The 14684-nt window shown below is 74.0% G+C and carries 17 protein-coding genes and 1 pseudogene; 12 read left to right on the forward strand and 6 right to left on the reverse strand.

Annotated features, from left to right (window positions below):
- Positions 1-177: 177 nt before the first annotated feature.
- The 3 genes from NCC78_RS07730 to NCC78_RS07740 all read right to left on the reverse strand — a co-directional run bounded on the left by NCC78_RS07730 (position 178) and on the right by NCC78_RS07740 (position 3090).
- On the reverse strand, positions 178-2232 hold the full coding sequence (locus tag NCC78_RS07730) for an amylo-alpha-1,6-glucosidase (protein ID WP_250792860.1): 2055 nt from the start codon (positions 2230-2232) through the stop codon (positions 178-180).
- Complete coding sequence (locus NCC78_RS07735) at positions 2229-2609, reverse strand: SCP2 sterol-binding domain-containing protein (RefSeq protein WP_250792862.1); 381 nt, start codon at positions 2607-2609, stop codon at positions 2229-2231. The genes NCC78_RS07730 and NCC78_RS07735 overlap by 4 nt, the downstream gene beginning before the upstream one ends.
- A 106-nt stretch (positions 2610-2715) precedes the next feature.
- A complete protein-coding gene (locus tag NCC78_RS07740) occupies positions 2716-3090 on the reverse strand; it encodes a DsrE family protein (protein WP_250792864.1) in 375 nt (124 codons plus the stop codon).
- A gap of 12 nt (positions 3091-3102) precedes the next feature.
- On the opposite strand from NCC78_RS07740, the gene mtfM reads away from it, so the two are divergent.
- Together mtfM and NCC78_RS07745 are read left to right on the forward strand one after the other, a co-directional pair.
- Complete coding sequence (gene mtfM / locus NCC78_RS31990) at positions 3103-3207, forward strand: small membrane protein MtfM (RefSeq protein ID WP_267897534.1); 105 nt, start codon at positions 3103-3105, stop codon at positions 3205-3207.
- 115 nt (positions 3208-3322) lie between these two features.
- Positions 3323-3916: a heme-binding beta-barrel domain-containing protein gene (locus NCC78_RS07745; RefSeq protein ID WP_250792866.1), complete on the forward strand. Its 594-nt coding sequence runs from the start codon at positions 3323-3325 to the stop codon at positions 3914-3916.
- Between the two features lie 139 nt (positions 3917-4055).
- On the opposite strand, the gene NCC78_RS07750 is transcribed toward NCC78_RS07745, so the two are convergent.
- Entirely contained in the window at positions 4056-4904 is an 849-nt protein-coding gene (locus NCC78_RS07750) for an aminotransferase class IV (RefSeq protein ID WP_250792867.1), read from the reverse strand.
- 68 nt (positions 4905-4972) lie between these two features.
- Here NCC78_RS07750 and NCC78_RS07755 point away from each other — a divergent pair, with 68 nt between their 5' ends.
- The 4 genes from NCC78_RS07755 (at position 4973) to NCC78_RS07770 (ending at position 8675) form a co-directional block, all read left to right on the forward strand.
- Complete coding sequence (locus NCC78_RS07755; RefSeq protein ID WP_250792869.1) at positions 4973-5401, forward strand: Fur family transcriptional regulator; 429 nt, start codon at positions 4973-4975, stop codon at positions 5399-5401.
- Complete coding sequence (gene ygfZ / locus NCC78_RS07760) at positions 5398-6510, forward strand: CAF17-like 4Fe-4S cluster assembly/insertion protein YgfZ (RefSeq protein ID WP_250792871.1); 1113 nt, start codon at positions 5398-5400, stop codon at positions 6508-6510. The genes NCC78_RS07755 and ygfZ overlap by 4 nt, the downstream gene beginning before the upstream one ends.
- Positions 6511-6778: 268 nt before the next feature.
- Entirely contained in the window at positions 6779-7621 is an 843-nt protein-coding gene (locus NCC78_RS07765) for a beta-keto acid cleavage family enzyme (protein WP_250792873.1), read from the forward strand.
- 94 nt (positions 7622-7715) lie between these two features.
- Positions 7716-8675, forward strand: coding sequence for an asparaginase (locus tag NCC78_RS07770; RefSeq protein ID WP_250792875.1), 960 nt, complete (start codon positions 7716-7718; stop codon positions 8673-8675).
- 16 nt (positions 8676-8691) lie between these two features.
- Here the strand turns inward: NCC78_RS07770 and NCC78_RS07775 are convergent, their stop codons facing one another.
- The gene (locus NCC78_RS07775; RefSeq protein ID WP_250792877.1) at positions 8692-9489 is read right to left on the reverse strand and encodes an alpha/beta fold hydrolase; all 798 of its coding nucleotides are present in this window, start codon (positions 9487-9489) and stop codon (positions 8692-8694) included.
- Between the two features lie 111 nt (positions 9490-9600).
- On the opposite strand from NCC78_RS07775, the pseudogene NCC78_RS07780 reads away from it, so the two are divergent.
- The 5 genes and pseudogenes from NCC78_RS07780 to NCC78_RS07800 all read left to right on the forward strand — a co-directional run.
- Positions 9601-10101, forward strand: a pseudogene (locus tag NCC78_RS07780) (helix-turn-helix domain-containing protein); the annotation flags it as partial.
- A 128-nt stretch (positions 10102-10229) separates the two neighbouring features.
- Complete coding sequence (locus NCC78_RS07785) at positions 10230-10919, forward strand: hypothetical protein (protein ID WP_250792879.1); 690 nt, start codon at positions 10230-10232, stop codon at positions 10917-10919.
- Between the two features lie 70 nt (positions 10920-10989).
- Positions 10990-11304 carry a DUF2516 family protein gene (locus NCC78_RS07790; RefSeq protein ID WP_250792881.1) on the forward strand — a complete coding sequence of 105 codons (315 nt, stop codon included), beginning with the start codon at positions 10990-10992 and terminating at the stop codon, positions 11302-11304.
- A complete protein-coding gene (locus NCC78_RS07795; RefSeq protein WP_250792882.1) occupies positions 11301-12188 on the forward strand; it encodes an alpha/beta fold hydrolase in 888 nt (295 codons plus the stop codon). Before NCC78_RS07790 ends, NCC78_RS07795 begins: the two co-directional genes overlap by 4 nt.
- An 11-nt stretch (positions 12189-12199) precedes the next feature.
- Positions 12200-12937, forward strand: coding sequence for an alanyl-tRNA editing protein (locus tag NCC78_RS07800; protein WP_250792885.1), 738 nt, complete (start codon positions 12200-12202; stop codon positions 12935-12937).
- Between the two features lie 61 nt (positions 12938-12998).
- Here NCC78_RS07800 and NCC78_RS07805 read toward each other — a convergent pair whose 3' ends face one another.
- Complete coding sequence (locus NCC78_RS07805; protein WP_250792887.1) at positions 12999-13694, reverse strand: nucleotidyltransferase domain-containing protein; 696 nt, start codon at positions 13692-13694, stop codon at positions 12999-13001.
- Positions 13695-13769: 75 nt separating this feature from the next.
- On the opposite strand from NCC78_RS07805, the gene NCC78_RS07810 reads away from it, so the two are divergent.
- Complete coding sequence (locus NCC78_RS07810) at positions 13770-14684, forward strand: SDR family oxidoreductase (RefSeq protein WP_250792889.1); 915 nt, start codon at positions 13770-13772, stop codon at positions 14682-14684.

Below are 14684 nucleotides of genomic sequence, written 5' to 3' on the forward strand. Positions count from 1 at the left end.
GCCGCGCTCGCCCCGCTGGCCGCCGGGGCCCCGCTGCTGGACACCCCGCAGGCGTACGCCTACCGCAGCGCCGCCGTCACCGTGCTCGCCGAGCTGACCGGGGGCGAGGCCCGGCTCTCCGCCACCGCCCGCTGCCCCGGCTGACCCACCCGCCGCCCCCGGCCGCGGGGCTGACGGTCAGTGTCCGCGGGCGCCGTCGTGCGGGGTGCGGCTGCGGCCCAGGGCGTCGACGCGGCCCCAGCGGCCGGGGATGTCGAGCAGCTCCACCCGGCCCATCCCCTCCGGCAGGGCCGGGTCGATGATCAGGTGGTTCCCCTGCGGCTCCAGGCCCAGCATCACCCGCAGCAGCAGCAGCGGGGTCCCCGCCGACCAGGCCTGCGGGCTGCACGCGGTCGGATACTGCACCGGGTACTGGGTGAGCTCGCGCTCGTAGCCGGCGAACGCCTCCGGCAGCCGCCCCTCGAAGAACCGGGACGCGGCCAGCATCGCGTCGCAGATCCGCCCGGCCTCCGCACGGAACCCGTACCGCCACAGGCCCCAGGCGATGATCGAGTTGTCGAACGGCCAGACCGTCCCCACGTGGTAGCCGATCGGGTTGTACCGCCCCTGGTCGTCGGCGAGCGTCCGGACGCCCCAGCCGGAGAAGAGCCGCGGCCCGAGCAGGTGCTCGGCGAGGCGGCCGGCTCGGGACTCGTCCACGATGCCGCTCCAGAGCAGGTGCCCGATGTTGGAGCTGAGCGCGTCCACCGGCCGACCGTCGGCGTCCAGGGCGAGCGCGTAGTACTCCCGCTCCGGGAGCCAGAAGTCCCGGTTGAACCGGATCTTGAGGTCGGCCGCCTCCCGCTCCAGCCGGTCGGCGTACGCCGGGTCGCCCCAGAACTCGCGGGCGAGCCGGGCGCCGCGCAGCTTCGCGTCGTAGGCGTACCCCTGGAGTTCGCAGGTGGCGCGGGGAAAACCCGGCAGCCGACCGTCCTCGTAGGAGATGGAGTCCCAGGAGTCCTTCCAGCACTGGTTCGCCAGGCCGGTCTCGGCGTTGCGGGTCTGGTACCAGAGGTATCCGGTGCCGAGCAGGTCCCCGTAGGTGTCGAGCCAGGCGAGCGCGGCGCGGGTCTGGGGCTCCAACTGCCGGACCAGTTGGGCGTCGCCGGTCCACCGCTCGTACTCGTCGAGCAGGATGACGAAGAGCGGGGTGGCGTCGGCCGACCCGTAGTACGGGGAGTGCGGCTGCTCCTCGAACCCCGCCGTCTCGCCGTACCGCAGCTCGTGCAGGATCTTGCCCGGCTCCTCGTCGCGGAAGTCGTCCAGCCGGTGCCCCTGAAGGCCGGCCAGCATCAGGATGGTCGGCGGGATCAGCTCCGGCAGGAAGGGCAGCACCTGCAACGAGGTGAAGATGCTGTCCCGCCCGAAGAGGGTCATGAACCACGGCAGCCCGGCGGCCATCAGCCGGACGCCGAGGGCGATCGACTCGTAGCGCAGCGCGGCCAGGTCGTTCAGGCTGCGCCGGTACGCCCCGGCGAGCGGCTGGCAGTCGCAGCCGAGCTTCGGCGCCCGGTCGATCAGGTCGTCCTGCTCGGTCCGGATCGCCGCCGCGCTGCGGCTGCCCCCGTACGGCAGGGTGGCCCGGATGTCCTCGCCGCGCGCGCCGTACACGATGGTGGCCACGCCCAGCCGGGTGGTCCACTCGTCGTGCGGGCCGATCCGGATCCGGAAGGTCATCCCGGACACCTCGATCTGTCCGGGTGTGCTGGTCTGGATCACCGTCTCCCGGTGGAAGCCCTCCCGGCGGTAGATGAGCCGCAGCTCGTTCTCGCTGACCGTGGCGGTGGTGTGCCCCCGCTTCTGCCGGACGTGCTTGATCTCGAACAGGTCCGCGAAGTCGGCGCCGATGTCGAGCCGGGCGGTGAACTCCATCTCCACCCCGGAGTGGTTGAGCACCGTCAGCTCCTCCTCGAAGCTGCCGCCGATCGCCCGGCTGCGGATCACCGAGACCTTCGCGTCCAGGTAGTGGGTCGGCTCACCGGGCACGAGGAAGAAGCGGGTGCGGTAGGACTCCGCCTCGTCGATGGAGAGCGCGTGCAGCCGCTCGCCGTCGAGGGTCAGCAGCCAGGTGGAGAGGAACCGGGTGTCGAACGAGAAGAGCCCGGTCGGAAAGTCGAGCGACGGCTCGATGTCCCCCCGCCGGTCGCACACCAGGAAGGTGTTGCCGTCCAGGATGCTGATCAGGTCCTTCACCGGGGCCGTCCGGTCTGCGCGCGGGCGACCTCCCGCGGGTCCCGGGTGCCGGGTGGGTCCGGGAAGAACGCCCGGAACGCCAGGAAGAGCACGACGTTGCCGCTGAAGGTGCTCTCGTTGCGCAGCACCGCCGCGATCGCCTGGGCCCGTCCGGTGACCAGCCGGTCGAACAGTTCCTCGGTGCTGTACCAGATCGCGTCGGCCGGGCCCCGGTTCCGGCTCACCTCGATCGCGCCGGGCCGCATCCGGACCAGCCAGTGCGCGGTCTGGTTGCCGCAGGAGAGGTCGATCTGGATGGTCCCGGCCACCCGGCCGCGCAGGACCTCCGGGGCGCGGGCCGGCAGTGATTCGAAGAATCGCTCCGTCGCCTCGGTCACATCCGAATCGTAGGCATTGGCCCGACCTGCGGGGTCGGTATCGGCACGTGGCTCCCCAGGTGCCGGCCGGCACCGGCGGGCGGGCCGGCGGCGGCCCGCCCGGCGGTCAGTAGACCAGTGCCTGCGCGCCCTCGGCCATGGCCTCCTCGACGAAGACCGCCGCGCCGGCGATGCGTACGCCCGGCAGCACCTCGCCGGGGCCGATGTCCCGCCGGGCGGCGCACTGGGTGCAGGCGGTGACCTTGCCGGTGGTGAGGATCACGTGCAGCAGTTCGGCCAGCGGCGCCGAGTGCGGCAGCTCGAATTCCTGCGCCCGGCCGGGCAACGCGAACCAGGTGGACTCCCCGGTGAGCCAGAGCGAGACGTCCACACCGGCGGCGGCGGCGGTCGCGGCGACGGTGAAGGCCTGTGCGCACCGCTCGGGCGCGTCGGCGCCGGCGGTGGCCTTGACGACGAGAGTGCGGGCCATGGGGCCCAGCATAGGATGGTCGCGATGGTTACCGAGATCGGGTTCGTCAGCCTGCTGGTCGCCGGCCTGGGCGCGCTCGCCGGTGGCCTGGTCTACCTGGCGGTACGCATATCGAGAGGACGTTGGTGAGCGCGAGGAGTGAGCCGGGTCTGCGAGCCCCGCAGTCGCGAACGGCGAAAGGCTCTGTGAGCGCGAGGGTTTCATCTGTGTCGCGGTCGCGGACGAGGAGAGGCGGAGTGAACCGGTGAGCGACGAGAACCCTTTGCAGCCGCCGCCGTGGCTGAACGCGCCGCCGGTCGACCCGTACCCGTTCGAGGAGAGCCACGACCTGCGCGTCGGCCCGAAGCTGCACCCGACGCTGGACGGCCTGCTGCCGTACGTCGGGGTGTGGCGCGGCCGGGGCCGGGGCGGCTTCCCCAGCATCGAGGACTTCGACTTCGCGCAGGAGATCCGGATCAGCCACGACGGCCGACCGTTCCTGTTCTACGAGTCCCGGGCGTGGATCCTCGACGAGGAGAGCAGGCCGGTCCGCCCGGCGGGCCGTGAGGTCGGCTGGTGGCGGCCGGTGCTGGACGGCGACCGGGTCACCGACGAGCTGGAAGCGCTGATGACCGTCCCGACCGGGGTGATGGAGCTGCACATCGGCAAGCGCAAGGGCACGCAGATCGAGTTCGTCACCGACGCGGTGGTCCGCACGGCGACCGCCAAGGACGTCACCGCCGGTCACCGCCTCTTCGGCATCGTCGAAGGCGCCCTGCTCTACGCCCAGGAGATGGCGGCCCTCGGCCACGGCCTCTCCCCGCACCTCTCCGCCCGCCTCACCCGCGTAGCCGGCTGACCCCACCCCCGCGCTTATCCCCCCCACCCCACCCGCCCCACCCCGCGTTGATGAAGAGGTTTGCGTCCTCCGCAGGCCGGATTCCGGACCAGAACTTCTTGATCAACGTGGGTCCGGCGCCCGGGTGGGCCGGGGTGGGTCAGGGGAGGGGGAAGGACAGGAGGGTCCGGAGGTCCGGGGTTCTCGGGGAGCGGCGCAGCGGGGTGGCGTCCAGGGTGCGGACCTCCGCCAGGCCGCGCACCGACGAGGTGAACCAGACCCCGTCGGCGGCACGCAGCCCGGCCGGGGTGACCATTCGCTCGTCCGCGCGCAGGCCCAGGTCACGGGCGTGGGCGAGGAGCCAGGCGGCGGTGACGCCGGGCAGGACGCCGGTCTGCGCGGGCGGCACGGTGCAGAGGGTGTCGCCGGCCAGCCAGACCACGTTCGCGCTCGGCCCCTCCAGGGCGTACCCGTCCGAGGAGACCCAGAGCACGTCGTCCACCCCGGCCCGGGCCGCCCAGCGGCGGGCGGCGGTGCTCACCGCGTACGAGGTCGACTTGATCCCGGCGGGGAGCCAGTCGAGCGCGGTACGGACCCTCGCCGGCACGCCGAGCGGCAGGGTCGCCACGGTGATGCCGTCCCGCCGGGCCGCCCGGGTGGCCGCCGGCACCTCGCCCAGGGTGGCGTAGACCGTCGGCGGGCCGCCGCCCTCCGGGCCCCGGGTGCAGACCAGGCGCAGCGCCCCCTCCACCTCGGCCGGCCAGCCGGCGCAGACCGTCTCCAGCAGCTCCACCAGCACGCCGGTCGGCGGAAGCGCCAGCTCGACGGCCGCCGCCGCCCGGGCCAGTCGGGCCAGGTGCGCGTCGCGCAGCCAGGGTCGCCCGGCGCGCAGGTGCATGGTCTCGAAGAGCCCGTCGCCGTGCAGCACTCCCCGGTCGTCGCCGCGCAGCACCGGTTCCCCGGCCGGCACCAGGCCACGCCCCGGCACGGCGATCCTCGGCTCCACCATGACCGCCGAGCGTAGCGGCGCGTCCGTCGCCCGTCGGTCGGCGCGGCCGGGCGAACTATGATCGGACGGTGTCCGAATCCTCGCTCGCGGAAATGCTCCGTGCCCGTGGTCTCCGGCTGACGGCGCAGCGGCAGCTGGTCCTCCAGGCGGTGCTGGACCTCGGGCACGCCACCCCGGAGCAGGTGCACACCGCGGTGCGGGAAGTGGCCGCGGGAGTCAACATCACCACCATCTACCGCACGCTGGAGCTGCTGGAACGGCTCGGCCTGGTCACCCACACCCATCTTTCGCACGGCTCGCCGACCTACCACGCGGCCGGTGAGGACCAGCACGTCCACCTGGTCTGCCGGGAGTGCGGCGCGATCGACGAGATCGATCCCGAGCTGCTGCGCCCTCTGGCGGACCAGTTGGCGGAGCAGCGCGGGTTCCGGGTGGACATCGGCCACGTCTCCCTCTTCGGCGTCTGCGACCGCTGCGAGAACGGGGACCGGAAATGATCGACATCGAAGGCGCGATCAGCGTCGAGAGCATCGACGAGGCCAGTCGCGACCAGCCCGAGCCGGCGCACGCGGCGGCCGGCGTCCGGGGGGTGGCGGCACACTACGGCGACCCGATGCGCGAGCAGCGCACCCTCGACACCGCGGTCGGCCTCGTCGACCGCTCGCACCGGGGCGTCGTCGCGGTGCCCGGCGAGGAGCGCATCGGCTGGCTGCACACCATCACTTCCCAGCACCTGGCGCAGCTGACCGCGGGGCAGGGCACCGAACTGCTGGTGCTCTCCCCGCACGGCCACGTCGAGCAGCACGCCATGGTCGCCGAGGACGGCATCACCACCTGGCTCGACACCGAGCCGGGCGCCACCGACGGGTTGCTGTCGTACCTGGAGAAGATGCGGTTCTTCAGCCGGGTCGAGCCGCGCGACGTCACCGCCGAGCACGCGCTGCTCTCCCTGGTCGGCCCGGAGGCCCCCGCCGCGCTGGAGACGCTCGGCGTGACCGGGCTCGCCGCACCCGACGTGGTCGCGATGCCGGGCCCGAAGTTCCGCGCCGGCGAGCTGCCGCCCCGGCCGACCGCGCTCTACGACGTGAAGCCGCTGCCGGTCGGCGGGTGGGCCCGACGCGGCCCGCTCGGTGTCGACCTGCTGGTGCCCCGGGCCGCGATGGAGCAGGTGGTCACGGAGCTGCGCGGCAACGGGGTGCCGGTCGCCGGGCTGTGGGCGTACGAGGCGGTGCGGGTGGCCGCCCGACGGGCCCGGGTGGGCGTGGACACCGACCACCGGACCATCCCGGCCGAGGTGGACCTCATCGCACCGGCCGTGCACCTGGACAAGGGCTGCTACCGGGGCCAGGAGACCGTCGCCCGGGTGCACAACATGGGCCGGCCGCCGCGCCGGCTCGTACTCCTGCACCTGGACGGGGTGACCACCGACCAGCCGCCGGTCGCCGGCACGCCGGTGACCCTCGACGGCCGGGCGGTGGGGTTCGTGGGCAGCGCGGTGCACCACCACGAGCTGGGCCAGGTCGCGCTCGCCGTGTTGAAGCGGAACGTGCCGGACGACGCCCGGCTGCTCGTCGGGGAGACCGCCGCCGCCATCGACCCGGCCTGACCCGCCCCGGGCCCGGCCCGTCTCGCCCGGCCTGGCCAGCCTGTGCCCGGCTCGCCCCCGCCGGGCCCGGACCTGCCCACCCGGACCTGACCCACCCCGGGGCCCGGCGACCGCCTGGCGGCGCTCGGGCTGTCGTACGTGGTGGCCGGGACGGCGTCGACAGCCGTAGATGCGATTCTGGATCACACCGCCCACCGGCTGTGGGTGTTCCGCAGTTGAACCGGCGTGGGTGCGCCGCCCGGTCGGCGGCGGGCCTAGGATCGCCGGCATGACGACAGGGACGTTGATCACGGTTGCCCCCACCGGCGCGGAGTCTGCCAAGGCGGAGGTGCCGGCGCTGCCGGTGACCCTCGACGAGCTGCTGCTGACGGCCAAGGAGTGCGAGGCGCTCGGCGCCGCCGTGATCCACGTCCACATCCGCGACGACGACGCCAGGCCGACCCTCGACCAGGGCCGGTTGCGGGAGACCGTGACGGCGCTGCGGGAGGGCACCGACCTGATCGTGCAGCTCTCCTCCGGTGGCGCGGTCACCGACCCGGAGGCCGACCGGCTCGCCGTGCTCGACGCCGGCCCCGACATGGCCTCCTGCACGATGGGCACGCTCAACTTCGGCGACGACGTCTTCCTCAACCGGTGGGAGTTCATCGTCGACCTGCACACCCGGATGCAGGAGCGCGGGATCGTGCCGGAGTACGAGATTTTCGACCTCGGCCACCTCACCGCCCTGCAGCGGCTGCTCGGCAAGTACGGCCTCCCGGCCGGCGGTCACGTGCACGTCGACCTCGTGATGGGCGTGCCGGGCGGCATGCCGGGCACCACCTCCGCGCTGGTCGCCGCCCACCAGGCGCTCCGTGACCTGCCGGCGGGCACCACCTTCTCGGCCACCGGCATCGGCCGCAGCACCATCCCGGTCATGCTGGCGTCCCTGTCGGCCGGGGGGCATCTGCGGGTCGGCATGGAGGACACCGTGACGTACGCCAAGGGTCGGCCGGTGGAGTCCAACATGCAGCTCGTCGCCCGGGCGGTCGGCTTCGCCCAGCTCGCCCAGCGCCCGCCCCTGACCACCGCCGAGGCCCGGGGGCTGCTCGGCGTTCCGGTCGCCGCGCGGTAAGCGGCCACCCCGCCGGGCGCTCCTGTCACGCGGGCGTCGACAGCCTGGTCACCCGGCTGCCGGCGCCGCCCGGGCCGTCGGTACCGTCCACAGCGTGGGAAAGACGTACGAGGGCGGCGCGCCGCTCGCCGAGGTGGTCCGGTCCGGGTTCGTCGAGGGCGTGCACCGGGGTTCGGTGGTGGTGCTCGACGCGACCGGCGCGACGGTGGCCGGGGTCGGGGACGCGACCTCGCCGGTCTTCCCGCGTTCGTCGAACAAGCCGATGCAGGCGGTCGGCATGCTCCGCGCCGGCCTGCCGCTGACCGACCCGGCCGACGTGGCGCTGGTCTCGGCCAGCCACGCCGGGGAGGGTTTCCACCTGGCCCGGGTGGGCGCCCTGCTGGCCGGGGCCGGGCTGGACGAGTCGGCCCTGCACTGCCCGCCGGAGCTGCCCGTGGGCGAGGAGGCGCGGGCGGCCGTGCTGCGGGCCGGCGGCGGCCCCACCCGTACCCAGATGAACTGCTCCGGCAAGCACAGCGGGATGGTGCTGACCTGCCAGGCCGCCGGCTGGCCGCGCGACGGCTACTGGCGGCCGGAGCACCCGTTGCAGCAGCGGCTGCGGGACGCGATCGAGGAGTTCACCGGCGAGCGGGCGGCGGCGGTGGGGGTGGACGGCTGCGGCGCCCCGGTGCTCGCGGTCTCGCTGACCGGCCTGGCCGGGGCGTACCTCCGGCTGGTCTCGGCCGAGCCCGGCTCGGTGCCGCGGACGGTGGCCGACGCGATGCGCGCCCACCCGGAGGTCGTCGGCGGCACCCACGCCGAGGACACCCGGCTGATGCGCGGCGTCCCCGGGCTGCTGGCCAAGGTCGGGGCGGAGGGGGTCATCGCCGCGGCGGTGCCCGGCATCGGCGCGGTCGCCCTCAAGATCGACGACGGGGCGGGCCGGGCCCGGATGCCCGTGCTGGTCTCCGCGCTGCGCCGGCTCGGGGTCGACGCCCCGGTGCTGGCCGACTTCGCCGAGGTCCCCCTGTTCGGCGGCGGAGTCCCGGTGGGTGCGGTCCGCCCGCTCTGGTAGGCGCGGCCCGGCCGTCTCAGCGGAGGAAGTCGAGCAGGGCGGCGTTGACCGGGGCGGGGCGCTCCAGGGGCAGCAGGTGGGCGGCGTCCGGGACGTCGGAGAGGCGGATCGCGCCCGGCGCCTCGGCCGCGATCCGGTCGGCGAGCCGGCTGATGTCGGGTACGTCGGCGGCGCCGGCGTTGACCAGGACGGGCATCCGCAGCTCGGCCAGGCGGCCGATCGCGGGCGGGTCCAGCTCGGCGACGTCCACCGCGCTGAGCGCCAGCTCGGCGGCGAGGGCGCGCTGGTCCATCTCCTGCGCGAAGGCGACCAGCTCCGGGTCGACGTCCTCCGGGCGGCGGCCGGGGCCGACCACCCAGAACCGCACCTCGCCGGCCGCCGTGGCCGCGAAGTCCTCGGGGTCGACCTCGCCCACCAGCGTCTCCCAGAGGTTGTTGGCCTCCTCCGACCACTCGTTGCCGGAGACGGCGGCGCCGAGGAGAGCGAGCGCGGCGACCCGCTCCGGGTGGGCCAGCGCGGTGTCGATCGCCACCGCCCCGCCAAACGAGCAGCCGACCAGGGCGGCCCGGGCGATGCCCAGCGCGTCCAGCAGCCCGACCACGTCGTCGTGGTGGGCGAACGGGGCCGGCGGCAGTTCGGAGTCGCCGTAGCCGCGCAGGTCGGGGACGATGACCCGGTGCCGTGCCGCCAGGACGGCGGTCTGTTCCCGCCACATCCGGCGGTCCGCGATGCCGGCATGCAGCAGGACGACGGGCGTGCCGCTGCCGGTGTCGTCGTACGCGAGCAGGGCGCCGTTCACCTCGATCTTGGTCACCGGCAGACGGTACGCACCGGCACGAGCGGTGCGCAACCACCCGATGAGACCTTGCTAACTCTGGTTAGCGTTTTGCTTGCAAGAGCTAGCAGCGCCGGTTAGCGTCGGGGCATGGCCACTGGTAAGGAGCTTCCCGACGTCGGCGGGTTCATCCGCGATCTGCGTCGCAACGCGAAGATCTCGCTCCGGCAGCTCGCCGAGCAGGCGGGGGTCAGCAACCCCTACCTGAGCCAGATCGAACGCGGCCTGCGCAAGCCGAGCGCGGAGGTGCTCCAGCAGCTCGCCAGCGCGCTGCGGGTCTCCACCCCGGCGATGTACCTGCGCGCCGGGCTGCTCGACGACAAGGAGGGCCAGGGCGTGCTCGCGGCCATCGCCGTCGACCCCGACCTGACGATGGCGCAGAGGCAGTCGCTCAGCCAGATCTACGAGACCTTCCGCCGGGAGAACGCGCGACTGGCCGAGGCCACCGCCGCGGCCGAGGCCGGCCCCGGCGCCACGACCCAGGCCACCACCGGACCGGCCGCCCCCAGCGCGTCCGAGCCCGTCGAGGCGGCGCCGGACCTGGCCAACCTCGCCGCCACCGGACCCACCACGCCGGAGGGCACCCCGACCGAGGCGGTCCTCGAGTCGGTCGCCGTCACCGAGGCCGGCCCCGCTCCCGCACCGATCAGCACCCCCGTGAAGAAGGCCGCCCCCACGGCGGTCCGGAAGGCCGCCGACGCGGCCGAAGAGGAGAAGTCATGACCCAGCCGAAGACCAACCGCATCCCGGCCCCGATCTACGCCGCCGCCGGCGCCGGCGAGCTGGCCCTCACGCAGCTGCGCAAGCTTCCCGCCGTGGTCGGCGGGCTCGGCACCAGGGTCGTCGCCGACCTGGGCGGCAAGGCCATCGTCACCGGCGTCGAGCTGCGCCAGAAGGCCAACGACACCCTGCGCACGGCGAACCTGACCGCCGGGAGCCTGCGCGAGAAGGCCGTCCCGGCCGAGCTGAACAAGCTCCGCGAGGTCGCCGACCTCGACAAGATCCGTGAGGTCACCGACCTGGACAAGCTCCGCGAGCTGGCCACCCGCAACGCCGCCGTCGTGGTGGCCGGGGCGCAGGCCGCGCAGGAGCGGGCCCTGGCCGCGTACGTGGCGCTGGTCGCCCGCGGCGAGCGGGTGGTCGGTGCCGGCGTGCTGGAGGCCGCCGAGACCGTGAACGCCGACATCGAGGCCACCGAGGCCGAGGTCAAGCCGTCCGCGGTCCCGACCCGCCCCACCGCCGAGGTGCCGACCCCGGCCGACGTGGCCGAGGTCGTGGAGGCCAAGCCGGCCGCCGCCAAGAAGGCGACCCGGGCGCCCCGGGCCACCAAGGCCGCCGTCGAGCCGGCCGCCACCCCGTCGGCGAAGCTGCCCCGGGCCCCGAAGCGGCAGCGCCCGGCCGCCGAGTAATCCGTTCCACCGGCGACCCCGGCTGCGTCCTGTCGGACGTATCCGGGGTCGCCGACATAAGCTTGCCGTCATGGCCTACGCCGCGCCGATCTTCGCCTTCGCCGTCCGTGACGTGATCGAGCTGATCCTGCTCGTCTTCGCGCTGATCGTTCAGGGCGTCGCCCTGGTGCACGCCATCACCCAGCGCTCCGACGCGTTCCCCGCCATCGGCACCCTGCCGAAGGGTGGCTGGGTCGCCATCCTGGCCGTCTGCCTGGTGCTGACCCTGCTCGGCTTCGGCCCGATCAGCCTCTTCGGACTGATCGGCATCGCCGCCGGCCTCATCTACCTGCTCGACGTCCGGGTGGGCCTGCGCGACCTCAGCGACGGCAAAGGCTTCTGGTGAGGGGTTTCCGCTGGCCGCCTCCGCCGGACGGTGGACCCCGCACCTGGGGTCCGGGTCCCGGTGGTCCGCGTACCGGCCGACCCGCTCTTCCGGAGCCGGAGACCGAGCTCGTCGCCACGCCGCACGACGTACGCCTGGAGCAGCTGGTCACCGGCGCGGGTGACCCCGTCACGGTGTTCGCCCACGGGCTGGGCAACGGGATCGCGACCACCCGGCCGTTCGGCAGCGGGGTGACCGGCCGCAAGCTCTTCTTCCAGTTCCGCGGGCACGGCCGCTCCGAGGCGCCACCCGGCCCGTGGAGCTACCTCGACCTCGCCCGCGACCTGCGCGCGGTCGCCGACCTGGGCGGTGCCACCCGGGCCTTCGGCGCGAGCCTCGGCGCGGGCGCCCTCTGCCGGCTGCTCGTGGAGAGCCCGGAACGCTTCGAGCGGCTGGTCTTCTTCCTGCCGGCGGTGCTCGACCGGCCGCGCGGCGAGGTGGCCCGCGCCCGGCTGACCGCGCTGCTCGACGCCGTCGAGAGCGGGGACGCCGCGGCCGTCGCCGACGTGGTGCAGGCCGAGCTGCCGCCCGCGGTACGCAACACCCCGGCCGGCTGGTCCTACCTCCGCCAGCGCCTCGACCAGTTGCTCCGCGACGGCCTCGCGCCCGGGCTGGCCAGCCTGCCCGAGCAGGCGCCGTTGCGCGACGCCGGTGCGCTGGCCGCGGTCACCGCCCCCGCCCTGGTGATCGGCTGCGCCGGCGACGACCTGCACCCGGTGGAGGTCGCCGAGCGGCTCGCCGCCGCGCTGCCCCGGGCCACCCTGCACGTGTACGACCGGCCCGGCGTGCTCTGGTCGGAACGCGCCGACCTGCGGAACCGGATATCCGCCTTCCTCAACGGGTAACGTGCCCCGGCATGGGCGTCACACACCACGGCCGTACGCACCGCCTGGACCTCGCCGACCCCACCCTGCGCGAGTGGGAGTGCACGGTGCTGCACGCCGACCCGGAGCAGGGCATCGTGCTGGACCGCTCGGCGTTCTACCCGGGCGGCGGCGGGCAGCCCCCGGACCACGGCGTACTGCTCTGGCAGGGGGTGCAGACCCGGATCGTCGGCACCCGCAAGGGCGACGAGCTCTGGCTGATCCCGGCCGAGGGTGACCCGCTGCCGCCGGCCGGCACGGCGGTGACCGGCGCGGTCGAGGACGAGCGGCGCACCCGGCTGATGCGTACCCACTCCGGGCTGCACGTGCTCTGCGGGGTGGTCTTCCGCGACTTCGGCGCGCTCGTCACCGGAAACTCGATGGAACCGGGCGAGGCCCGGATGGACTTCAACCTGCCCGAGGTGCCGGCCGACTTCAAGAGCCGGATCGAGGAGCTGGTCAACGCCGAGGTGGCCGCCGACCGGGCCGTCGCGGTGCGGGTGCTGCCCCGCACCGAGGCGCTCGTCCTGCCCGACATCATCCGCACCCAGTCCAACCTGATCCCGCCGGACGAGCAGGAGGTCCGGATCGTCGACATCGTCGGCCTGGACGTCCAGGCCGACGGCGGGACGCACGTCGCCTCCACCGCGCAGATCGGCAAGGTGCAGGTGGTCAAGGTGGAGAGCAAGGGCCGCGCCAACCGCCGGGTCCGCGTCCGCCTGGTGGACTGACCGGGTGGACCCTGCGCCGGTTGCCACGGCGATGGCGTCGACAACCCCTGTGCGGGGCGGGTCAGCGGCCGGTCGGCCCCGGCGGGAGGTGGGCGGCACGGACGTCGAGCAGCCAGCGCTCCACCGTCGCCTCGTCGGGCCGCCCGGGCAACGGGGTGCGGATCCGGTCGAAGTCCCGCTCGGTCTCCGCCAGCAGTGCCCGGGCCTCGTCGAGCGAGCCGGCGGCCACCCGGTCACCGAACGCCCGGAACCACTCCGGGTCGGCGAGCCGGATCTCCAGCACCCCGGTGGCGTAGAGCAGCCGGCCCTGGTGCACCAGCCGGGCCAGGTGCCGGGCGTGCTTCGCCGTCCGGCGGCGGGTGTCGGCGGAGAACGTCCCGTCACCCCGGGACTCCAGCTTGCGGAACTGCTGCGACGCGTACCCGAGGTAGGCGTCGCGGACCCGGGGCGCGCTGAGGAACGCCGACCGGATGGCGATCAGGCCCTCACCGAGCTCCGTCCGGGTCTCGTAGCACTCCTCCGGCAGCCACACCAGCTCGGTGGCCGTCGGGTTGCCGCTGAGCGCGAGGCGGCACCACTTGCCGGCCTCGTGCAGGGTGGTGTCCGGGTCGGTGGTCACCACGGACTCGCGCGGCGGGTGCAGACCGTGGAAGGCGACCGTGGGTGCGGCGAAGACGCCGAGCCGGTCGGTGTCCGAGCCGGGACCGGCCAGGCCGTACGCGACCGAGCCGACGACGCCGGAGAGCAGCAGGTGCATGCGGCGAGCATGACGGACGACATGCTTTCGCGAAACCGGACTTCGGCTGTCAGGTATCGCTGACACGCTCGACGCATGACGAAACCGCTGACAGGAAAGATCGCGCTCGTCGCCGGGGCGACCCGGGGCGCCGGCCGGCAGATCGCGGTCCAGCTCGGCGCCGCCGGGGCCACCGTCTACGCGACCGGCCGCAGCAGCCGCGTCGGCCGCTCGGAGATGGACCGGCCGGAGACCATCGAGGAGACGGCCGAACTGGTCACCGCGGCCGGTGGCACCGGCATCGCCGTCCGCGTCGACCACCTCGTCCCCGACGAGGTACGCGCGCTGGTCGAACGGATCGACGCCGAACAGGGCCGGCTCGACGTGCTGGTCAACGACATCTGGGGCGGCGACCCGCTGATCACCTGGGAGAAGCCGGTCTGGGAGCAGCCGCTGGAGGCCGGCTTCCGCACCCTGCGCCTGGCGATTGACACCCACATCATCACCAGCCACTTCGCCCTGCCGCTGCTGATCCGCCGCCCCGGCGGCCTGGTGGTGGAGATCGGCGACGGCACCAAGGACTACAACGACGCCCACTACCGGCTGTCGCTCTTCTACGACCTGGCAAAGGTGTCGGTGAACCGGCTCGCCTTCAGCCAGTCGCACGAGCTGGAGCCGCACGGCGGCACGGCCGTCGCGCTCACCCCGGGCTGGATCCGCTCCGAGTCCATGCTGGAGCACTTCGGGGTCACCGAGGAGAACTGGCGCGACGGGGCCGCCAAGGACCCGCACTTCCTGATCTCGGAGACCCCCGCGTTCGTCGGGCGCGCGGTGGCCGCCCTCGCCGCCGACGAGGAGAGGGCCCGCTGGAGCGGAAAGTCCGTCTCCGCCGGCGAGCTGGCCCAGGTGTACGGGTTCACCGACCTCGACGGCAGCCGGCCGGACGGCTTCCGCTACATCAACGAGGTGGTGCACGGGGGGAAGCCGGCCGACGTCAGCGGCTACCGCTGA

The organism is Micromonospora phytophila (genome assembly GCF_023656545.1).
Lineage (GTDB): Bacteria > Actinomycetota > Actinomycetes > Mycobacteriales > Micromonosporaceae > Micromonospora > Micromonospora phytophila.